The organism is Bifidobacterium sp. ESL0822 (assembly GCF_052606675.1).
The window spans coordinates 1,827,442-1,848,713 of record NZ_CP199596.1 but is presented as its reverse complement, the minus strand read 5'-3'; the positions used below and the strand labels follow the sequence as shown (position 1 = coordinate 1,848,713).

The window sequence follows — 21,272 nt, the reverse complement described above, 5'->3', positions numbered from 1 at the left end:
TTCGGCAGGCCCGCAACACGGCGCGTCACAGGTCTGCAGAATCCAAGCATGGCCTGCTCAGACGATCTTGGGCATGGGAGTAGTCAGGGAGGTGGTCAGGTTCACCTGCAGGAGGCCGGCACCCGTATGAGCCTCGACCTTCTTCAGAGTGACTGTGCGCCTGTCCTGGTCGGCCCGGTCATCGTCGGTCATGGTAGCCGGCGACTTGACCGCAACTACAACCAGATCCTCGAGGGAAATGCCCGCCTTGCTGCACAGGTCGGAGGCCGCCTGGAGACTGTCCTGGAATCCCTCACGCTCGACGACCCGATCAGCCGGCACACCGTAAGCGCTCTGGGCGATCCAGCGAATCCGATCCGGCACGGACATATCATGCAGGCTGGCTGTATCCGCCTCGGCTTTCACGGGCTCCTGCAGGGCCTTGATCAGATCGTCCAGCTGAGGCTCAAGGGCCTTGCCCCCGTCTCGGAAGAGGTTGCCCGCTATGGGTCTGCGGAAGCCCAGACCGTCGGCGGTCTCCCGCAAGGAATCCACCTGGTCGTCCTCGCCCTCCCAGAGGTTGATCAGCGGGAAGGTGGGGATGCCCAGTCCCTCCAGACGATGCACGTGGAAGGGGTAACGCCAGCTCAACTTGGGATCGTCCCGCCAGGTGGTGGCACGTGTAACGACCACGGCGGCGGCCGGCCACTGGGCTCCATACTCGCGGGCGGCGATGTCCAGCCACTTCTGGGCACCGGCATCGGCTCCGTAGCCCGCCTCGACGACGACCACGTCATGCCGGGCGCAGGCCATCTCCACGGACACCAGGCTGGGAATGCCGATGGAGACGTTGGCGAACGGCCCGCCATGCACGTAGACCGGAGAGCCCTCCAAGGTCTGTGTAAAAGCGGGCTTGACCGCATCGGTCAGGATGCCGGTGATCCGCCACAGGTCCACGAACTCCCCGAAGGTGACCGGACGGCCATCCAGGGTTCCCGCGACCATGGCGGCCACGCGCCGTTCGATCTCCTCCATGCTCCGGGAGAGCACCACAATCTGCATGAGCTCGCAGGTGGGCGTCAGCACGGTCCGCTCAGGCAGATCGCCCTTGCCTCGGTCCACAGTGATCTGCCTCAGAGACCGCGAGGGCACCTCGCTGACCCGGGGCACCAGAACGGTGTCCAATCGACCCTCGTCCACAGCCTTCTCCGCAAAGGAAACCAGCAGGTTCTGGGCGGATTCGATGGCCGCCATCTCCCCGCACAGACCCCAGTCCACCAGCTCAGGATGAGTCAGCGAGGACTTGCCGCCGCCGGAAGCGCCACCCTTGGATCCGGCAGCGGTGATGCCCATGCTGGGCTGACGCAGGACTGCCGCGGCGTCCACCCCCCGGGCACGCAGGGCGTCGATCAGGGCGATGGTGGTGGTTGTCTTGCCCTCGCCACGCGAGGCCTTCAGCGGGGTGTCTGCGGTGACCAACAGTACCCGGCCGTGCTTGCGCGGCATATCCGGATGATCCTGCAGATCCTTCAGGTAGCCGAAGGCATCAATCTTGTCAAACAGGCCGTATGGCCTGACGTAATCGTCGAAGCCCGTCATGAGGCTCTCCTCCTTTATGATCCTTGTCAATCGGATGGCTCAGTTGTCGGACAGGTGGTAGCCGTTGCGCATGCCCATGCTGACCGTATAAAGCACCTGGCCCAGCAGGTCATCGGTCTCCTTGCGCAGACGGTCGGCCATGTCCTGGTTTGCAGCCTCCAGAACCTGGCGGACCTCGGGGTTATCCGTGCCCTTATCGGCGCCTTCCAGCCTGGCCACCTGTTCGTCTGCAGCGGCGATCAGACGATGGCCCACGCCTCCAACGCTCTGCTGGTAGCGTTCAACTGCAGCTGAAGTGCCGGCGAAGGCCGAGTCGCACAGTGCAGCGATCAACCGATCGGACCAGTAGAGGCTGTCGGTGGAGACACGATCCGTAGCATTAGCGAGATAATCAGGCATCCGTCCCACATTGGCATAGAAGGGAACCAGGGCATTGAAAGCGTTGGACCCGTAGGACATCCACTGGATGGCCCGGCAGGATTCAGGCCGGTAGGGGCGCAGCTGGATCAGGGCCAGCTGGTCGTTGCGGTTGATGCCGATGGGCCGGTAGAGCCCCTTGGTGTGCTCGTCGCCGATCCGCCCATAGGGATCGTAGGGTGTGCCCTGGTAGTGGGAGCTGAGCAGATACTTGACATCCTCCACGGTAATCAGGCGCTCAGGCTGACGGCACCAGGGAATGTTGTCGCTGGTGGGAGTGTGGTCGGCGTCCGGCCCGTCCCAGATTTCGTCATAGGGATTGAGGAAACGCTGCATGTACCAGGCCCGAGGCGTGTTGTATACATGGTCCGAATCACTGTGGGAACCAAAGGCATCACGGGGGTTGAAGGGTGAAGCCGACTCCACGGCCAGGTCCAGGAAGTTATCGGTAATGAACTCCCGCAGGTCGGCCGAGCAAAGGTGGTCGGTCTGGTCTCCGAAGGCGTCGTCCAGATCGAACTCGTCAATGCCCAGCTGGTTGGGCATGGTCACGTAGGAATCATCAGGCACGCGCTTGGCGATCCAGTGATGGCCACCAACAGTCTCCATCCACCAGATCTCGTCCACGTCACTGAAGGCAATGCCATTCATCTCGTACGTGCCGTAGCGCTCGAGCAGGGAACCCAGCCGCTGGACGCCCTCCCGAGCCGAATGGATGTAGGGCAGGACGATGGTGACCAAGTCCTCCTCGCCGATACCTCCAGGCACCTCGGCCAGATAGCCTTCATCGCCGGGGCGGCCCTGAGCAGGGGTGGGCTCCACCAGCGGATCGGCACCCAGAACGCGCTCGTTGGTAGTGATGGTCTCGGTGGCTGACATGGCCACGTTGTCGCTGTTAACGCCTGCTTCGGCCCAGAGCCCCTGATCGAGCACGGCGTTGGGCACCGAGGTATAGCGCATGGGATCCTCGGGCAGATCCATCTCCAAGTGACTGATCACGCTACGGTAGTGCCGGGGCTGCTGGTCAGGAGCGACTAATACGAAACGCTTGGGACGGAACTCCCCGTTGGCTGAATCCTCATTCCGAGCGATGATGGTGGACCCGTCGTAACTGGCATTCTTGCCTATCAGAAGCGTGGTGCAGGGCATATAAGCGTCTTCCTTTGTCTGGTCGCGGTCAACTGTCATCACCAGTCCGGAAGTCGGGGGATGCCTTTACACCCGACTGCGTGGGCAGGCAGGGATGACGGCTGCCTGCGCACTTGGGGCACGGCCTCACTCTAGTGCTAGACCGTCCCAATACCAGGTCAGGCATCAGCCGGCAACCAGGCCCGAGCCGCTGCGGCCACCGGCTGGGCGGAATGGATGGCATGGGCCAGGGCATTGAGCCAGAACCCCTCCTCCAGTCCGGGCAAGGCCCCTTGTGTGGCCCAGACCGACAGCACATAATCATGGACCTGGTCCGGAGGCGTGGGGCCGTTGTAACGCATAAGTACGCCAGGGTCGTCGGCGATCTCCTCTTCCATGACCAGAGGCGAGGCCGCCGAGGTGCGCCCTTGGGGCACGCCGGGAATCAGATTAGACAGATTTCTGGAGAAGTCCTCCGGAATCGCCAGAACGGAGCTTTCGGTCCCGTCAGGCTGCAAGGCGAGCAAAGCCTCGATGGGCAGGTTGGCCAGGGACCAGTGGATCCAAGGGAAGCCGCACACGGGCACGGAGTCCGGATCCACCAGCATCCAGTGCAGGTACCGGGCCTCCTGGGGCACCCCTTCAAGCCGGAATGGGAAGGAAACAACAGGACGTCCCTTGCGGGTAAGGGACTGAGGGGCGCGCTTGGCGTACCGATCGGGAATAGTGCCGAAATCAGTGATAATCCTCATGATTCGATTCTCGCCCGCCCAGCCGACGAGGTCAAGCTCGTTCTTGACCAGAAATTAATTCGTACTCAGACCAGCAGGGTGCAGAAGAGGGCCTCGAAGACCAGGAGCGGCGAACCGTTGGCAGCCAGTCTCCTGCGAGCCCGGCCAATCAGCTGAATGCGATCAATTGCCCCCTGTCTGGAGAGTCTGACGGACAAATCAGCAATTGCCGCCCGATTCTCCAAATTGACCAAGCCGGCCTTCTCCTCGGCACCGTTCTGTAGGACGCCCACATCTCGGTAGACGCTGGACAAGGTGCTCAGGTTACGGTCCAGCACATCCCGGGTCAGTCTGGTGACCCGTCGGCGAACCTGATCCTTGCCCCCCAAGGCATGATAGGCCCCACGCAACTGCCGGGGAATGCGTTCCTTGTCCCTAAGCCCGTTAATCTGCCGAAACTCCCGCTCGTCCTTGGCCACCTCATCGTCCACGGTGGCGGTGGCCTGATCCCGAGCCGCGTCCACCACCCGGCCAGCCAGAATCACGGCATCCGAAGCGCGTCTAAGTCCCAGCAGGCCCACCACCAGCTCATCACGGTCGGCCAGGACCTGATCCCTGGTGGCATAGAGACGGGCGATGCCGATGTGCCCCTGGGCCAGACGGGCGGCCTTGGCGGCAAGGGCCCGGTCCACCCCCACCTGGTCAGTCAGGAAATCGGCCACTGCGGTGTTGGACGGCACCGCCAAGTTGAGCACCCTGGTCCGTGAACGGATGGTAGGCAGCACATCCTGAGCGCTGGGTGCGCACAAAAGCCAGACGGTATGTTCGGCCGGCTCCTCGATCTCCTTGAGCAGCACATTGGTGGTCCGCTCCAGCATCCGATCCACGTCTTCGATGATGATGACCCGCCATCGCGAGGTCGAAGGCATCTGTTCCGAGGTCATGATCAACTCCCTGACCTCGTTGATGCCGATGGTGACCTTGTTGGTGGATAGTATGGTCACATCCGGATGGGTTCCGGCCAGAACCTGCTGAGTGACGCGGGTGGGTTGGTCGTTCAATCCCTGGTCAGGGCTGATCAGGGCCGCCGCGAAAGCCCGTGCCAGATTGGAACGCCCCGATCCAGGAGGGCCGCAGATCAGCCAGGACTGCGCCACCTCGTCATGTCCCTGCGCCTGGGCCGCCACCGTCCGCTCAAGTAGCTCGACCGTGGGCTGCTGGCCCACAATGGCATCCCAGACGCTCATCGGGTCTTCCGCAGGAGCCGGGACCGGAGCAGCCAGCGAGCGCGGGAACCCACAGGAACCGAATCATCATCAGCATCCCCGCCTACTGTTCCTGTCTCCATGGGCTGGTCATCCTGGTCAACTTCAGCCTCCGATGCCTGATCGGACGTATCCGTAGCTTCAATCCAGTCCGGCTCTGCACCCTGCTCATCGTCCTCATAGCCTGCTGCCGATTCATCCTCGTCGGCATCGTCCTGACCGTCAGCGTCGCCATTCTCATCATCTGCATCCGGGAGATCGTCATCGACCTGTGGCAGATCCGGCTCGCGCCCTTCGACCAACTTGTCCAAATCGTCTTGGATGATCTGCCAGACCTGGTCGATGGATTGGGTGGCATCGATAACCAGGAACCGGTCGGGCTCCTTCTGAGCCAACTGCAGAAATGCCTGACGCACATGTTGCTGGAAGTCGTCGCCAGCCGACTCCAGTCTATCGGGCTCATGGTCCAGACGTGACTTGGACTGAGACGGATCTGCATCCAGCAGGTAGGTACGTTTGGGCAGAAGGCCCTGACTGGCCCACAGACTCAACCGACGAATCACATCCGCCGACAGATCACGGCCTCCGGCCTGATAGGCCACTGAGGAATCCAGGTAACGGTCGCAGAGCACAATGTCTCCACGATCCAGAGCCGGACGAACTACCTGTGCCACGTGCTCTGCCCGATCCGCCGCATAGAGCAGGGCCTCGGTCCTGGGGGCCAGATCGTCGGAGGCATCAACCACGTCGGTACCTCCGGTCACAGCCACCGAGGGAAAAGCGGCCAAGCCGTGAAGGACGAGTTCCCGGATGGTCAATCCGACAGGGGTTCCGCCTGGCTCGCGGGTAACCAAAGATCGTAGTCCACGCTCCTGCAGATAGTTGTGTGCTTGTTGGACTTGGGTGGTTTTGCCTGCACCATCCACGCCCTCGAAGGAAATGAACAACCCATCGCTCATGCCTGATACTCCGTAGTCTTGGAAATCTTGGTGGTTTTAGTCTTCTTTGTGGTTTTGCGGGCGCGAGTGGCCGACTTTCCAGCTGTGGATTTGCCGGATGCCGACTTGCGAGCAGTGGACTTTCGTGCAGCAGACTTGCGGGTGGTCCGACCACGCCGCTTGGCAGGTCCGGCCGCGCGCTTCTCTGCCAGCAGGCGGAAGGCCACCTCTGGTTCGATGGACTGGGCCGTGTACTGCTTGGGCAGGGTCCTGTTGGTCTGCCCGTCGGTGATGTAGACACCGTAGAACCCGTCCTTGATGGTGACGGGTTTGCCGCTGTCAGGGTCCGTACCCAGCTCACGAAGAGGAGGCTTGGCCGCGCTCCGGGAACGCCGTCCGTACTTGGGCTGGTCAAAGAGGGCTTTGGCCCCGGCCTGATCGATGGTGAAAATCTGCCCCTCGTCGGTCAGCGAGCGTGTCTCGGTGCCGCCGTCGGCCTTGGTGGCCGTCAGGTAGGGGCCATAACGGCCGTTGCTGGCAGTGACGGTGGCCTGGTCGGTTTCTCCCGTCTTGGCATCGGTCAGCTCGATACTGCCCACCGTCCTGGGCAGGCTGAGCAGCTTCAGAGCATCCTCCAAGGTGACCGTGTCCGGATCCATGGTTTTGAAGAGCGAGGCCATCTTGGGCTTAGGGCCGGTCTGCTTGGTTGTTCGTGCAGTCTTACCGGCCGGCTTTTTCTGCTCGGCCGCTTCCTCCTCGGGGCTGATCAGGGCCACATAGGGCCCGAATCTACCCTTACGCACCTCGACCCGACCGCCGGTCTGCGGATCCTTGCCCAGCTGACGGGGACCGCCGGCATTGGCTGCAATCAGTTCATGTCCCGCTGCCACAGTCAGCTCGTCCGGAGCCATGGTGGGCGGCAAGGAGGCCCGCTTGGGGTTGCCGTCGGCATCCAGGTCGGCCGTATCCTCAAGATAAGGACCGTAACGACCGACCCTTACCTGCAGGCCATCACCAATCTCGATGGTGTTGATCTTGCGGGCGTCGATGTCTCCCAGCTGTGCCACCTGCTCCTGCAGGCCCTGATGAGCCTCGTCAGCGTTTTGAGCAGCGCCCGGGCCCGAGCCGAAGTAGAACCGGGTCAACCAGTCCTTGCCTCGCTCCTTGCCATGGGCGATCATGTCCAGGCCATTCTCCATCTGTGCCGTGAATTGGTAGTCCACATACTTGGGGAAATTGGTCTCCAACAATCCGACTACCGAAAATGCCAGCCAGGAGGGGATCAGTGCACGACCGCGCTCATAGACGTATCCGCGATCGATGATGGTCGAGATGATGCTGGCATAGGTGGAAGGCCTGCCTATCTCCTTGGCCTCCAGGGTCTTGACCAGAGAGGCCTCTGTATAACGGGCCGGCGGCTGGGTCTCATGACCCTCGGGATCGACGGAGGCAGCACGAAGCACGTCCCCCTGCTGGAGCGGGGGCAGGGAAGAACCCTCATCGGTCTGCTCAGAGCCTGCGTCCATGGCCTTGAGGAAGCCAGGGAACTTGATGACGGTACCTGAAGCCTGGAAGAGGGCCGTACCCTCCTTGCCCGCCTGCGCCGACAGGCGGATGGTGGCTGTGGACCCGGTGGCGTCGGCCATCTGCGAAGCCAGGGTGCGCCGCCAGATCAGGGTATAGAGCTTGAGCTGGTCAGGAGCCAGACGGTCGGCCAGATCCTGGGGCCTATGGAAGGTGGAGCCTGCGGGCCGGATGCATTCGTGGGCCTCCTGGGCGCCGGCAGTCTTGGTCACATACTGCTTGGACTCGGTCGAAAGGTATTCCGCCCCGTATTCACGCTCGACCCCCTTTCGGGCAGCGGCAATGGCCTCCTGGGAGAGGGTGACCGAATCCGTACGCATGTAGGTGATGAACCCGTTCTCATAGAGCCCTTGGGCGGCACGCATGGTGGCCCGCGAACTCATGCCCAGCCGGTTGCCAGCCGTCTGCTGCAGGGTAGACGTAGTGAATGGGGGCTGAGGACGCCGCCGATAGGGCTTGGTCTCCATACCCGTCACCGTGAAGTCCTGATCCTTCAACGTCTCAGCCAGGTTCCGGGCATGCTTTTCATCCAGCTGCAGGACCTGCTCTTTGGCGGCCGTTTCCGTCAGCCGACCCTTGGATGTGAAGTCCTTGGAGACAGCCAGCCGCTGCTCCCCCAGGCTGATCATCCGCGCCTGAAAACCGCCTGACAACGACGATTCCCCGGTATCCTCCTGCACCAGACGCACCAGCAGATCCCAGTAGGAGGCTTTGACGAAGGCCATGCGCTCACGCTCGCGCTCCACAATCAGCCGGGTCGCCACAGACTGGACGCGCCCGGCGCTCAGCCCCGGACCCACCTTGCGCCAGAGTACCGGTGAAAGCTCGTAGCCATAGAGACGATCCAAAACCCTGCGGGTCTCCTGGGCATCGACCATGTGGGCATCCACGTCCCTGGTGTGCTTGAGCGAATTCTTGATGGCCTCGGGGGTGATCTCATGAAAGACCATGCGCTTTACCGGCACTTTCGGTTTGAGGGTCTGGACCAGATGCCAGGCGATGGCCTCCCCCTCCCGATCCTCATCAGTGGCCAGGTAGAGCTCGTCGGCGTTCTTCAGTGCCTTCTTGAGCTCGGACACCGTATGCTTCTTCTTATCGTCCACGATGTAGTAGGGCTTGAAGCCATCGTTCACGTCTACGCCGAACTTGCCATAGGCCTTCTTCTGGGAGGCCGGGATCTGCGATGGCTGGGCCAGGTCGCGGATATGGCCCACCGAGGCCATGACCGTGTAGCCCTTGCCCAGGTACCCGCCGATCTTCTTTGCCTTGGTTGGCGACTCAACAATGACGAGCTTATTGCCGGATGCCATGGCCTCTCCTTATATTGTGGTCTTTCGCACGCCATCTTACTCACGAGGTTCCGTCACCATGCAAATCAAGGGGCCATGTGCATGGATGTGAATCCCTGGGTCAGGTGGGGGTATGAATCAGAGATGTTCAGTACGTCCAGAGATCGACTTCAGTCATTTTGGGGCGGAGCCGGAGGCCGACCTACAAGTCCCATCCTGGTCAGAGGCGAGGCCGTGATCTGCCTCATCGCCAGAACCAGCCCCAGGGTCAGCGACAGAACAGAGGCCATCATTATGACAGCCGAGCAGTGAACCCCGTAGGCCGTCCACCGGGCGCCGATCTCCAGACCAGGGCTGATCTGCCAGATGACATAGCAAGCGTAGAGAACCCCCAGAAACCCCGCTACCAACATCAGGGTGGAGACAATCTGAATAGAAGCCGAGGACATTCTGGTCCCAGGGACATCCATCCCGCTTCCCCGAGTGGCGGCCAGAGCAATAAGACAGAGACCGGCCGGAATAAGAATGCCCATGACCACGTCCGAGGGGCGGTGCCAGCCACCCTGCACCAGCGAGCAGCCCACGGACAGGTCAAAGGCAAACCCCACCAAGGCGACCGGGGCCCTCCAAATGCGGGGCACCACACAGAGCAGGGCCAGTACCACCGCAAGAGCCAGGATGGTGTGTCCCGAGGGGGCTGAGTTGGCTGTGGAGGCCTGAGCATGGATCAGCACAGGGCGGGGCAGGATGCGTTTGAGAATGCGCGCCGCCACGTAGACCACCAGAGCATAAACCGCAACCTGGCCGAGCAGCCACCACCGGTGCCGAGCCAGAACAACCACCAGGGCCGCAAGACCCAGCACCACGCAGATCACCACAGTCACATAGGGAATGGTGAACAGCCCCAGATAAGCCTTGACCAGGGGCGCCTGGTCAAGAAATCCTCGGAAGTTGGTCAGGGCCATGTCGTCATAGGTCTGCCCGGGAACAGTCCAGACGGCCGCCCACCAGACCAAAGCCGCCAGACCCAGGCAGGCCAGGCCGACGACCAGGCACAGAACCAGGGCTGAAATCCGGGGGCGAGACGTCAGGGAATCCTGGTCGACATGGCTGCCGTCCGCCTCGGTCTGCTCATTCGGACTCCGGTACCAGGTCTGCTGTGCTTCGCCCTGCTTGCGCTTGTTGGTCATACCTCAAGACTCTATCCAATCCCTGGGTCGACAGCCGACACCCTGTCCGACGAATGCGTTGTTTTCACGACTTCAGCCAGCCCAGGCGGTGCAAATATGGAAAACTCCCACGCACCCGCCAGAGGCCACTTACCCTTGCTGCATTCCTGCCCTGGGGGGATTGGGTGACATAACGCCACGTGAGAGCAAGTCACCATGATAGCAGACAGGCTCCACTTGTCCATTGGAAAGCGCCAACCCATCCATGCCAGGTGCCTATTCGGTCGATATTGCCGCCCGCTGCTTCCCTGACCAGACCTGTCCGCTAGCATGTAGACAACAGGATCGCCGTACTCCAGCGGTTGATCACGGAATCATGCCGGACCCTGGCAATAGACAGCAGACGACCCGGCATCATAGCGACAAGGGATGGATGGCTGAAGACGAATGGCTGATATGGATGCTGATTTGGTGATTGTGGGCGCTGGCCTGTTCGGTTTGACCGTGGCCCAGCAGGCGGTCGAGCACAGCGGGGCCCGGGTGCGGATCATCGACGTGCGCGACCACATCGGCGGCAATGCTTACTCCTACATGGACGAGGAGACCGGGGCCGAAATCCACAAGTACGGGGCCCACCTCTTCCACACCTCCAACCGCAAGGTCTGGGAGTACGTCAATCGCTTCACCGAATTCACCGACTACACCCACCGGGTCTACACCACCCACAAGGACGAGGTCTACCCCCTGCCCATCAATCTAGGCACCATCAACCAGTTCTTCCACGCCCACTACACCCCCCAACAGGCCCGGGAACTGATCCGGGAGCAGGCCGGCGAGCTGGCCGGGACCGACCCGGGCAACCTGAATGACCAAGGTATCTCTCTGATCGGCCGACCCCTGTACGAGGCCTTCATCAAGAACTACACGGCCAAGCAATGGCAGACCGACCCTTCACAGCTACCCGCCTCAATCATCAAGCGGCTGCCTGTGCGGTTCAACTACGACAACCACTACTTCAAAGACACCTGGGAGGGCCTGCCCAAGGACGGCTACACAGCCTGGTTCGAGAGGATGATCGACGATCCGCGCATCCAGGTGAGCCTGAAAACCGACTTCTTCGACAACTCACAGCCCTGGAACCGGGATGCTCTGGTGGGCCAGGTCCCCGTGGTCTACACCGGCCCGGTCGACCGCTACTTCGACTACCGCCTGGGCGAGCTCAAGTGGCGGACCGTGGACTTCAAGGAGCGCCGTTACGACGAGGACGACCACTTTGGCTGCCCGGTCATGAACTTCTCCGATCCTGATGTGCCCTACACCCGCGCCATCGAGTTCAAGAACTTCAACCCCGAACGCTACGACCGGCAGAACCATGAGCGGACCGTGGTCTGGGAGGAATACAGTCGATTCGCCGGCAAGGGCGACGAACCCTACTACCCCATCAACACCAGCGACGACCGGACCCTCTATACCCAGTACAAACAACTGGCCACCCAGCAGCCGAAGGTGGTCTTCGGCGGCCGCCTGGGCACCTACGCTTACTACGACATGCACCAGGTCATCAACTCGGCCCTGGATGCCTGGGACAAGCGGATCGCTCCACTGGTAGGCCCTGTCAAGGACTGAGACCGAACCCGATTCGTGCCGACACTTTAGCGGCAATCATCCCACTGGGGTGACGGGAAGAGAATGGGTTCCGCCTTTGCCCACAGGGCGATCATGTCGTCGTCAGGATTGGTCAGCGCCTGAATCTGCACCCCATCCATGGTACAATAAACGGTTCTGATCAACCGGTGGAAGGCCGACCGATCCCGATAGGGCTCAGGCAACTTCCAGCGGATCCCGTCCATGAAGTCAATCATCCGGGCATGGCGATCACGGTAGTACTCGTGTGCGGGATGAGCAGGATCGTGAGCCTCCACAGCCAAATGCATGAAGAGCATGACCAGGACCATACGCTCGGCGTTCTCCTTGACCAGACGACGCAGGTAACCAGGCAACGAATAGAGGGAATGCCCCTCCTGGTCTCGACCAATGGCCAGTTCATCGCGCTCGCCGGGCTTTGATCCAAAAGTGAAAGAACCCTGATCGTAGTAGACCTGGATAACCAAAGAGAGCAGTTCCTCGCGCGTGCGGGCATAATGACGCAATCCCGGCAAGGTCAGACCCACTGCATCCGCAATGGCCTGCATGGAGACGCCGTAGGTACCGTAGTAGGCGATCATCTGGGCGGCGACCCGGGCTATCTGTCTGCGACGTTCATCAGGGGGCATCCGCCGACGAGCCCCGATCGGGCGCCCTGGAAGGCGTCCGACCTGATCGCCGCCCGCCCTGTTGCTGGTCTTCCTGTTCGCATCACTCATCAGAATCATCATACCGTTGGCCGACAGACCGTCCTAGGCCGTGCATAGCCCCTTTCTCTACCCCGTTCCCAAAATGGGAACCGCCCATGCTTACCTGCTCTCTTGCTTGTTTTATATATTTAAGATATAAAACAATATGGGAAGCACGGCGCTTCCCCACTGTGCACAGACGCACCAAAAGAAAGGGAGTCGGATAATGACACAAGCCGATTCAGCAGGCGGGCAGGAGCTCGGCACCGCAGCCAAAAGCCGATACTGCATTGCCTTCTTCATTTTCAATCTGTTCTGGATGATGGCCCTGTCCATCGTCGCCTCGGTCTTGCTGCCCCAACGCCTGACCGACATCGCTCCGGGATCCAAGGTTGCCATATCCGGGGTCTTCAACGCCACCACGGCTCTAACCTCCCTGGTATCCAACCTGATCGTGGGCAACCTGTCCGACAGGACCCGTTCCATCTTCGGCCGCAGAACCCCCTGGGTCGTTTCCGGCGGCCTTATAGCCGGCATCTCACTCTTCCTCATGGGTATCATTGCCAACGTCTGGATCATCGGCATCTTCTACTGCCTGGCCATGGTCGGCCTGAACATGATGATCTCGCCAGTAGTCGCCTCCCTGTCCGACCGTGTTCCCGAATCACAACGGGCCACCATGTCGGCATTTATATCGGCGGGCAATCTGGTGGGCAACTCCCTGGGCACCTTGGTCGGCGCCCGGTTCATCACTATGCAAATCCCCGGCTGGATCATGTCCGGCCTGGTAATGGGCGTGGCCGGCCTTGTCACAGTGGTCATTTGGCCCAAGGAACCCTCTTCCAAGGACATGCCCGCTCTGAGCAGCAGCCTGCGCTCCATCCTGGAATCCTTCCGCCCGCCTCGCCACGCACCCGACTTCTGGCTGGCCTTTGCGGGGCGGTCCCTGCTCCTGTTCAGCTACTACATGATTCTCAACTACCAGCTCTTCATCCTCCAGGACTACATGGGCCAGTCCGTCAAGGACTCGGCGGCCACCATGTCGACCATGTCCCTGGTGCTGATTGTGGTCTCCATGATCGCGGCCCTGGGAGCAGGGCCGATCTCCGACAGAATCGGCCGCAGGAAGATGCCCGTGGTCATTGCCAGCCTGCTTCTGGCCCTGGGCTACGCCATGCCCTGGATCATCCATAGCCCCGTGGGCATGATCCTGTTCACCGCCATCGGCGGCTTCGGCTACGGAATGTATGGGTCGGTCGACCAGGCACTCAACGTGGACGTTCTGCCCAATGCCGAGGAGGCCGGCAAGGATCTGGGCATCCTCAACATCGCCACCACCCTGGGTCAGATGGTGGGGCCCATGGTGACCTCGCTGATCGTCTCGGTGACCAAGTCCTACCAGCTGGTCTTCCCCACCGCCATCGTCCTGGTGCTGCTGGCCTGCATCTTCATCAGCCGAATCCGCACCATCAAGTAAGGAGTCCAGACATTGAGCATCCACATCGACCCGCGCCTGACCACCGGCACCATCAGCCCCTACCTGCACGGCCAGTTCATTGAATTCCTCGGCGAGTGCATAGATCAGGGACTATGGGTGGGCACGGATTCATCCATCCCCAACACCAATGGCATCCGCACGGACGCCCTCAAGGCCTTGAAAGCACTGAAGCCTCCCCTGCTGCGCTGGCCCGGCGGCTGCTATGCCGACACCTACCACTGGCGTCAGGGAGTCGGGCCCCGCAATCAGCGTCCGGTGGGATACAACGAGAACTTCGGCACCTACCAACCTGACGGACACGGTTTCGGCACTGACGAATTCCTCCGCCTGTGCCAGGCCATTGGGGCCGAACCCTGGATCAACGTGAACATGCTGAGTGGATCCGTGGCCGAGATGCGCGACTGGATGGAGTACTGCAACCGTCCATCGGGCACGGCCATGTCAGCCATGCGTGCCGCCAACGGCCACCCCTCCCCATACGGCGTGAAGTTCTGGGGTCTGGGGAACGAGCCTTGGTCCGGCGGGGGGACGATGACCCCGTCCATGTACGCGGACCGCTATCGGATGTTCGCCTCGGCCATGCCCTCCTTCGCCGAGAACGCGGACCAGCCCCCGATGATCCGGCCCATCGCCTGCGGTCCAGACGGAAACAAGCCTATGGAACGAGTGCGCTGGACCAGGGACTTCTTCCAGGCTTTGGCCCAGTACCGCCAGCCGCCCATCGCCGCCTACGACCTGCACTTCTACAACTGGAACATCGACCACCCCGACGACACTTCCACCCGATTCGATCAGGATGGCTGGGATCGTGTGATTCGAGGCGCCCTCGAGCTCGGTGAGGTCATCGACCAGCAGTGGAATCTGATGCAGGCCTGCCTGGCCGCCATGCCCCACCCTGAGAGCACCATGGATTCCAGGCTGACAAAGGTCGATCTGGTCATGGGTGAATGGGGCAACTGGCATGGCGATGCCTTCACTGCACGTCCGGCGCTCCGGCAGCAGGTGACCATGCGCGACGCGGTCACCTCGGCCCTGACGCTGGATATCCTTCAGTCCAGGTGCGACAAGGTCTCCATGGCCTGCAACGCACAGACCCTGAACGTCCTCAACTCGCTGATCCTGACCGAGGACGAAGCCACCATCCTGACCCCCAACTACGACGTCTTCATGATGTACCGGTGCCACCAGGGGGCCCGCGCAATCCAAAGCCTGCCGGAAGCCGACAACCCGTCCCTGAAGGTCTTTGCCTCGGTCAAGAACGGACACATCATGGTGGACCTGGTCAACACCGACATGGCCTCCGCCACCGAAGCGAGGCTGACCCTGCCTGAGCCTGTGCGTCCTGTAGGCATGCAAAGCCTTTCAACGCAGGATCCACATGCCTGCAATACCCGATCGGACCCGAACCAGGTCAGGGCTCGCCGGGTCGATGTCTCGGACATCCCCGAAGGACGTGAAATTACGGTCCGCCTGGATCCGGCCTCAGTGAATGTGCTCGACCTGGCCATGGTCTGACAGCGGAAAGCATCAACCGGCAGGTTGGGCACCATGCCCGCAATCCGCCGTTCAAACATATAAAACAGCATGTGGCCGACCCTCCGAAAGAGGTCGGCCACATGCTTTATCAGGCGCCTGACAGCGCCCGACTGACTCTACTCAGGCGTGCCAGACGTCCTTGCCGTTCTCCTTGGCGGCCTTGACATCGGCATCCAGGGCGCTCTCGTCGCCCTCCACCTTGCCGGTGATGTAATCCTCGACCAGCTGGCGGGCCTCGTTGTCCTCATGCTGGACAGCGGGCGACTTCATGAAGTAGGAGCTGGGCGCCAGCACCGGACCGGCCAGGTGGCGGTCCAGGGCGATCTTGGCGGCGCGCAGGGCATCGATGACGATACCGGCCGAGTTGGGTGAATCCCAGACTTCCAGCTTGTACTCCAGATTCAGCGGGACATCTCCAAAAGTGGTGCCCTCCAGACGCACGAAGGCGAACTTGCGGTCATCCAGCCAGGCCACATAGTCCGAGGGACCGATGTGGACGTTGTGGGGATCCATGTCGTGAGGAACAATGGATGTGACCGCACGGGTCTTGGAAACCTTCTTGGACTCCAGACGGGTACGCTGCAGCATGTTCATGAAGTCCATGTTGCCGCCCACGTTCAGCTGATAGGTGCGGTCCAGGCGCACACCGCGGTCCTCGAAGAGACGGGCCATGACCCTGTGCGTAATGGTGGCACCCACCTGGCTCTTGATGTCGTCACCCACGATGGGCAGCCCGGCATCGCGGAACTTCTGAGCCCACTCGGGGTCGGAGGCGATGAAGACGGGCAGACAGTTGACGAAGGCGCAACCGGCCTCGATGGCGGCGGTGGCGTAGGCCTTGTCGGCCTGCTCAGAGCCGACGGGCAGGTAGGAGACCAGCACATCGACCTTCTTGTCGCGCAGAACCTGGGCCACATCCACGGGCTCGGCATCCGACTCGGTGATCATCTTGCGGTAGTACTCGCCCAGCCCGTCGCCGGTCGGCCCGCGCAGGACCTCCACGCCCTTGTTGGGAACGTCGCAGAACTTGTAGGTGTTGTTTTGCGAGGCGAAGATGGCCTCGCTCAGATCCTTGCCGACCTTGAGTGAATCCACATCGAAAGCGGTCACGAACTCCACGTCACGAATGCGGTAGCCACCGAAATTGGCGTGCATGATGCCGGGGATCTTGTCATCATCCTTGGCGTCCTTGTAATACTCGACTCCCTGTACCAGCGAGGAAGCGCAGTTACCCACGCCCGCTATAGCTACACGGATGCTCATACAAACTCCTCTGATTTACTGAGTTATTCCAACCTAAGCATACCTTCTCCCGATGGATGGCATGGTGGAATCGGGCTTCATATGCGCGCCCGCTGGCAGTATAGACCCCAAAGGATGGTGCAAACGTACGAAAATGATGAACGTTCAGCCCTAGGTCGAACAGTTTTCAGCCCTGCCGGATAGCGTGGTTGGCATGGCCAATCAGACTCGTTCAGTCAGTTCGACCTCGCCCACACGCAGGATCCAGTCCGGAGCGAGTGGGGGCAGGAATCGCGCCGACAGGCTCACCTCGCGGCATGCCGACCGGAATCCCCGGGGCGGCGGACCTCGTCGCAGGCGGCCCCACAAGAAGTCACATCGTGTGCTTAAGTGGACCCTGGCCCTGCTGGGACTGGTGCTGGTCGCCGGGGCGGCGGCTTTCGCATACCTGTATCTGACCACTGAAATCATCCCACCGGAGAAGCAGGCCCTGGCACAAAAAACCACGGTCTACTATGCGGACGGCACAACACCCATCGGAACCTACGCCGATCAGAACCGGGAAATCATCGACTGCGCTGTCCTGCCCAAGTATGTGGGCAATGCGGTCGTCGCCTCGGAGAACCGCTCCTTCTATAAGGACAACGGCATCGACCTCAAAGGCATCGGCCGTGCCCTGCTCAACAACGTGACCAAGGGCACCCGGCAGGGTGGATCCACCATCACCCAGCAGTACGCTGAGCGCTACTATCTGGGCGAGACCACCTCCTACAAGGGCAAGCTGCGCGAGGCCATCCTCTCTTTGAAGATTTCCAGGACCGAGAGCAAGGACGCGGTCCTGTGCAACTATATGAACACCATCTACTTCGGCCGCGGCGCCTACGGGATCCAGGCCGCCGCCCAGAATTACTTCGGCAAGGACGCCAAGGACCTGACCATGCCCGAGTCGGCCATGCTGGCCGGCATCATCCCCGCCCCGGCCTCCTGGGATCCGGCGATCAACCCCAAGCAGGCCGAATCGCGCTTCCACAGGGTGCTGGGCATAATGGAGGAGGACCACTACATCAGCCGCCAGGACCGGGTCGGCGCCCAGATGCCCCAGACCATCAAGTACTCGCCGCAGAACGTCTATCAGGGGCCCAACGGCTATCTGCTGCGTATGGTCCGCAACGAGCTGGCCTCCGGCAAAAAGGCCCCCTTTACCGCGGACGATCTGGATACTGGCGGCTACCGAATCATCACCACCATCCAAAAGGACAAGCAGGATCTGATGTTCCAGGTGGCAAGCCCATCCACAGGCAACAAGCGTCAGCCACCCACCCTGCAGACCGGTGGGCTCTCGGTCGATCCCAGGACCGGGGCCATCATCTCCCTGTATGCCGGTGACGACTACCTGACCCACCCGCTCAACAACGTGGATCAGGCGACCTACCAGGTGGGTTCGACCATGAAGGCCTACACGCTCCTGGCCGCCATCCAGGATGGAGTCAACCTGAACACGGTCTTCAACGGCAATTCACCGCGCACCTTCTCCAGCGTAGGCAAGTCCGTCGCCAACGACGGAAACGTCAGCTACGGATACATCAATCTCTATTCGGCCTTCGCCAGATCGGTCAACACGGTCTTCATGGACCTGGGCGAACACGTGACCTCACAAAAAATCGCCCAGGTGGCCCACACAGCTGGCATCACCGGCAAGATCGACGACACGACCACCTTCGACACCCTGGGCCTGGATGCCCTCTCGGTCTATGATGTGACACAGGGGTATGCCACTCTGGCCAATGGAGGCAAGCGGCCACAGCTGCATCTGGTGGCCCAGGTCAAGGATGCCAAGGATCAGGAGCTCTACACGGCCGCGATCCAGTCGGATCAGGTCTTCAACGCCGACCAGGTGGCCCTGCTGCAGAAAGCCATGAGCACCACAGTTCAATACGGCACCGCCACCTATGCGCGTTCCCTGGGCAGGCCCATCGCCGGCAAGACAGGCACGGCCAACGACCAGACAGCCATATCCTTCGTCGGATTCACCCCCTCGGTTCTGACCACCTTCGCTGTCTGGAACCAAGGGCAGGACGGCAGCGCACTCAAGGTGCCCGAGGTCTATCAGAATGAGTTTCTACCGGTCCCGCTGTTCACCCAGTACATGAAGTCGGCCTTGGGCAACAGCCCAGTGGAGCGCTTCCCTGCGGCCGAAGACCATGGCAAGATCGGCGGGCCGGATGGCAGCTGGGGCACCGGATATAGGCAGAGCTACTCCTATACGCCCAAGCGCAGCTACAACTATGGATATGTGCCTCAGCAACGCAGCCAACAGCACACAGCTCCCCAGCAGGAGTCAGGAGCCGGCAACGGTTCAGGTTCAGGCAATGGAGGCGGTTCAGGCAATGGAGGTGGTACCGAGGACAGCAAGAGCGGAACCACTGGGGGCAACTCCGAGTCAGAGTCATCCCAGCAGTAAACCAGTGTGGACAACCTGGCACGTTGGACAACCAGGCCCGATCCGGCCCAATCAGCTGCGTTCGGATCGGGCCGTGAGGCTGACGGGAGCTGCGCCCACTCTATGACTTCTAGCCTCGTTGGAAACGGTTGAGGGCCGAGATGATGGCCTTGAGGGAGCTGGTAGAGATGGACGAGTCGATGCCCACGCCCCAGATGACCCGGGACCTGGCCGGTTCGCCCACCCGGCATTCCACGTAGGAAGCTGCCAGAGCATCCGTGCCGGCGGTCATGGCGTGCTCGGCGTAATCCAGGACCGAGACGGTCTGGTCCAAGGACTTGAGCGCATCCAGGAAGGCCGCAATAGGCCCGTTCCCATGCCCCTGGACACGCCGACGCTCCTCAGGGTCGCCTGGGGCGAGCCCCCGGTCCAGCAGTGTGGCATCCAGGGCGGTGTCGGAGCCGTCCTCACCGGAGGTGACTGCCACATTCAGCAGCTTGAAACGACCCCACTGGCGCAGAGTCTCGTCGCACTGATCGGCCATGGACTCGCCGCCGACCACGCTTCCACCAGCCTCCACGGGCAGGTACTCATCCTTGAAGAGGCGCCAGATGTCGGCATCCTTGACCTCGCGCTTGGTCCTGTCGGCATAGCCCTGGACCAGCCGTTCAAACTCAACCTGGAGGCGCTTAGGCAGATCCAGATGATGGTTTGCCTTGAGCAGGTAGGCCATGCCGCCCTTGCCCGACTGGGAGTTGACCCGGATGATGGCCTCGTAGTTGCCGCCCACATCCTTGGGATCGATGGGCAGGTAGGGCACCAGCCAGAGGAAGTCGTCAGGATTGGCGTTGGCGCGCAAAGCCGCCTGCTGCCGGGCGTCCAACCCCTTCTTGATGGCATCCTGATGGGAGCCGGAGAAGGCCGTGAAGACGAAGTTGCCGACGTAGGGATGCCGCTCGGAGACGGCGATCTGATTGCAGTACTCCACCGTCCGACGGATGCCGGGCATGTCGGAGAAGTCCAGCTGGGGATCGATTCCCTGGACCAGCAGATTCAGCCCCACCGTACAAATGTCGACATTGCCTGTGCGCTCGCCATTGCCCAGCAGGCAGCCCTCCACCCGGTCAGCCCCAGCCAGCAGGCTGAGTTCAGTGGCGGCTACGGCCATGCCCTCGTCGTTGTGAGGATGCAGAGAGAGCACCACCGCATCCCGGTCCTTGAGGTTGGTGGATATGTACTCCACCTCGTCAGCGAAGACGTTGGGGGTGGTCATCTCCACGGTGTTGGGCAGGTTGATGATCATGGGATGCTCCGGCGTAGGCCGGATCACGTCGATGACCGCGTTGCAGACCTCCAGGGAATACTCGGGTTCCGCGCCGGAGAAGGACTCGGGCGAATACTCATAGGAGAGATCAGTGCCTCCGGCATCGGCCTCCAGGGAGCGGCAAAGTTCGGCTGCATCGGTGGCCAGCTTCTTGATCCCGGCCTTGTCCTTGTGGAAGACCACCTCCCGCTGCAGGACCGAAACCGAATTGTAGAAGTGAACCACGGCCCGCTTGGCTCCACGCAGGGCCTCGTAGGTACGGCGAATCAGGTGCTCGCGAGCCTGGGTCAGGACCACGATGGTCACATCGTCGGGAATCAGCTCGCGCTCTATCAGGAGGCGGATGAAGTCGTAATCGGTCTCGGATGCCGAGGGGAAGCCCACCTCAATCTCCTTGAAGCCCATGGAAATCAGCAGATTCCAGAATCTCAGCTTGCGCTCGGAATCCATGGGGTCGACCAGGGCCTGATTGCCGTCGCGAAGATCGACCGAGCACCAGCGGGGCGCCCGCTTCAGGGTCTTGCCCGGCCAGGTGCGCTGTGGATAGTCAAATGGCACCTGCTTGTTGTAGGCCACATATTTGTTGTAGGGCATGGCGCTCGGCTTTTGCGGCGAACCCACAAACCTGGGGGGAGGCAGCAGCAGGTCGTTGTTCCCTCCATTGGACGCCGCGGCCTGGGCCGCAAGATCAAACACGGATGCACGATCCTGATCCATCTCTCCTCCTTCTTTCGTTCGTCGGAAACCGCAATATCACCCGGCCATGGGTGTTCGGGCAGGCCGAAACCGTACCGGGGGTG

At 61.5% G+C, this 21,272-nt stretch carries 13 protein-coding genes, 1 other RNA gene and 1 pseudogene; 4 read left to right on the top strand and 11 right to left on the bottom strand.

The window, feature by feature from the left end; all coding sequences use genetic code 11:
• Positions 1-57 precede the first annotated feature (57 nt).
• The 8 genes and pseudogenes from ACUIAF_RS07210 to ffs all read right to left on the bottom strand — a co-directional run bounded on the left by ACUIAF_RS07210 (position 58) and on the right by ffs (position 10,309).
• Complete coding sequence (locus tag ACUIAF_RS07210; protein WP_445338378.1) at positions 58-1,578, bottom strand: formate--tetrahydrofolate ligase; 1,521 nt, start codon at positions 1,576-1,578, stop codon at positions 58-60.
• A 39-nt stretch (positions 1,579-1,617) separates the two neighbouring features.
• The gene (locus tag ACUIAF_RS07205) at positions 1,618-3,144 is read right to left on the bottom strand and encodes a C69 family dipeptidase (RefSeq protein ID WP_445338376.1); all 1,527 of its coding nucleotides are present in this window, start codon (positions 3,142-3,144) and stop codon (positions 1,618-1,620) included.
• Positions 3,145-3,302: 158 nt separating this feature from the next.
• On the bottom strand, positions 3,303-3,875 hold the full coding sequence (locus ACUIAF_RS07200; RefSeq protein ID WP_445338374.1) for a YbhB/YbcL family Raf kinase inhibitor-like protein: 573 nt from the start codon (positions 3,873-3,875) through the stop codon (positions 3,303-3,305).
• 65 nt (positions 3,876-3,940) lie between these two features.
• Positions 3,941-5,101: a DNA polymerase III subunit delta' gene (locus ACUIAF_RS07195; RefSeq protein ID WP_445338372.1), complete on the bottom strand. Its 1,161-nt coding sequence runs from the start codon at positions 5,099-5,101 to the stop codon at positions 3,941-3,943.
• Between the two features lie 323 nt (positions 5,102-5,424).
• Positions 5,425-6,078: pseudogene (tmk, locus tag ACUIAF_RS07190) on the bottom strand (dTMP kinase); the annotation flags it as partial.
• Positions 6,075-8,951 carry a type I DNA topoisomerase gene (gene topA / locus ACUIAF_RS07185; RefSeq protein ID WP_445338370.1) on the bottom strand — a complete coding sequence of 959 codons (2,877 nt, stop codon included), beginning with the start codon at positions 8,949-8,951 and terminating at the stop codon, positions 6,075-6,077. The pseudogene tmk and the gene topA, both read right to left, overlap by 4 nt.
• A gap of 149 nt (positions 8,952-9,100) precedes the next feature.
• Positions 9,101-10,120 carry a phosphatase PAP2 family protein gene (locus tag ACUIAF_RS07180; protein WP_015022537.1) on the bottom strand — a complete coding sequence of 340 codons (1,020 nt, stop codon included), beginning with the start codon at positions 10,118-10,120 and terminating at the stop codon, positions 9,101-9,103.
• 98 nt (positions 10,121-10,218) lie between these two features.
• Positions 10,219-10,309: signal recognition particle sRNA small type (ffs, locus tag ACUIAF_RS07175), an RNA gene on the bottom strand.
• Between the two features lie 237 nt (positions 10,310-10,546).
• On the opposite strand from ffs, the gene glf reads away from it, so the two are divergent.
• A complete protein-coding gene (gene glf / locus ACUIAF_RS07170; RefSeq protein WP_445338369.1) occupies positions 10,547-11,725 on the top strand; it encodes a UDP-galactopyranose mutase in 1,179 nt (392 codons plus the stop codon).
• A 26-nt stretch (positions 11,726-11,751) separates the two neighbouring features.
• Here the strand turns inward: glf and ACUIAF_RS07165 are convergent, their stop codons facing one another.
• On the bottom strand, positions 11,752-12,462 hold the full coding sequence (locus ACUIAF_RS07165; RefSeq protein WP_015022539.1) for a TetR/AcrR family transcriptional regulator: 711 nt from the start codon (positions 12,460-12,462) through the stop codon (positions 11,752-11,754).
• 196 nt (positions 12,463-12,658) lie between these two features.
• On the opposite strand from ACUIAF_RS07165, the gene ACUIAF_RS07160 reads away from it, so the two are divergent.
• Both ACUIAF_RS07160 and ACUIAF_RS07155 read left to right on the top strand, forming a co-directional pair.
• Complete coding sequence (locus ACUIAF_RS07160) at positions 12,659-13,909, top strand: MFS transporter (RefSeq protein WP_110417726.1); 1,251 nt, start codon at positions 12,659-12,661, stop codon at positions 13,907-13,909.
• Positions 13,910-13,921: 12 nt separating this feature from the next.
• Positions 13,922-15,445 carry an alpha-L-arabinofuranosidase C-terminal domain-containing protein gene (locus ACUIAF_RS07155; RefSeq protein WP_445338366.1) on the top strand — a complete coding sequence of 508 codons (1,524 nt, stop codon included), beginning with the start codon at positions 13,922-13,924 and terminating at the stop codon, positions 15,443-15,445.
• A gap of 141 nt (positions 15,446-15,586) precedes the next feature.
• On the opposite strand, the gene ACUIAF_RS07150 is transcribed toward ACUIAF_RS07155, so the two are convergent.
• Positions 15,587-16,729 (bottom strand): inositol-3-phosphate synthase, encoded by a 1,143-nt coding sequence (locus ACUIAF_RS07150; RefSeq protein ID WP_198203201.1) that lies wholly within the window; start codon positions 16,727-16,729, stop codon positions 15,587-15,589.
• A gap of 193 nt (positions 16,730-16,922) precedes the next feature.
• Between ACUIAF_RS07150 and ACUIAF_RS07145 the strand changes: the two genes are divergently transcribed.
• Positions 16,923-19,169 carry a transglycosylase domain-containing protein gene (locus tag ACUIAF_RS07145; protein WP_198217282.1) on the top strand — a complete coding sequence of 749 codons (2,247 nt, stop codon included), beginning with the start codon at positions 16,923-16,925 and terminating at the stop codon, positions 19,167-19,169.
• Between the two features lie 109 nt (positions 19,170-19,278).
• Here ACUIAF_RS07145 and leuA read toward each other — a convergent pair whose 3' ends face one another.
• Positions 19,279-21,189, bottom strand: coding sequence for a 2-isopropylmalate synthase (leuA, locus tag ACUIAF_RS07140; RefSeq protein WP_445338364.1), 1,911 nt, complete (start codon positions 21,187-21,189; stop codon positions 19,279-19,281).
• Positions 21,190-21,272 lie beyond the last annotated feature (83 nt).

Excerpts from the sequence above, each read along its gene's own strand:
- ACUIAF_RS07160 (WP_110417726.1), top strand. The coding sequence starts at position 12,659 with ATGACACAAGCCGATTCAGCAGGCGGGCAGGAGCTCGGCACCGCAGCC.
- ACUIAF_RS07165 (WP_015022539.1), bottom strand. The coding sequence starts at position 12,462 with ATGAGTGATGCGAACAGGAAGACCAGCAACAGGGCGGGCGGCGATCAG.
- ACUIAF_RS07205 (WP_445338376.1), bottom strand. The coding sequence starts at position 3,144 with ATGCCCTGCACCACGCTTCTGATAGGCAAGAATGCCAGTTACGACGGG.
- topA (WP_445338370.1), bottom strand. The coding sequence starts at position 8,951 with ATGGCATCCGGCAATAAGCTCGTCATTGTTGAGTCGCCAACCAAGGCA.
- leuA (WP_445338364.1), bottom strand. The coding sequence starts at position 21,189 with ATGGATCAGGATCGTGCATCCGTGTTTGATCTTGCGGCCCAGGCCGCG.
- ACUIAF_RS07195 (WP_445338372.1), bottom strand. The coding sequence starts at position 5,101 with ATGAGCGTCTGGGATGCCATTGTGGGCCAGCAGCCCACGGTCGAGCTA.
- ACUIAF_RS07145 (WP_198217282.1), top strand. The coding sequence starts at position 16,923 with ATGGCCAATCAGACTCGTTCAGTCAGTTCGACCTCGCCCACACGCAGG.
- ACUIAF_RS07200 (WP_445338374.1), bottom strand. The coding sequence starts at position 3,875 with ATGAGGATTATCACTGATTTCGGCACTATTCCCGATCGGTACGCCAAG.
- ACUIAF_RS07210 (WP_445338378.1), bottom strand. The coding sequence starts at position 1,578 with ATGACGGGCTTCGACGATTACGTCAGGCCATACGGCCTGTTTGACAAG.
- glf (WP_445338369.1), top strand. The coding sequence starts at position 10,547 with ATGGCTGATATGGATGCTGATTTGGTGATTGTGGGCGCTGGCCTGTTC.
- ACUIAF_RS07180 (WP_015022537.1), bottom strand. The coding sequence starts at position 10,120 with ATGACCAACAAGCGCAAGCAGGGCGAAGCACAGCAGACCTGGTACCGG.
- ACUIAF_RS07150 (WP_198203201.1), bottom strand. The coding sequence starts at position 16,729 with ATGAGCATCCGTGTAGCTATAGCGGGCGTGGGTAACTGCGCTTCCTCG.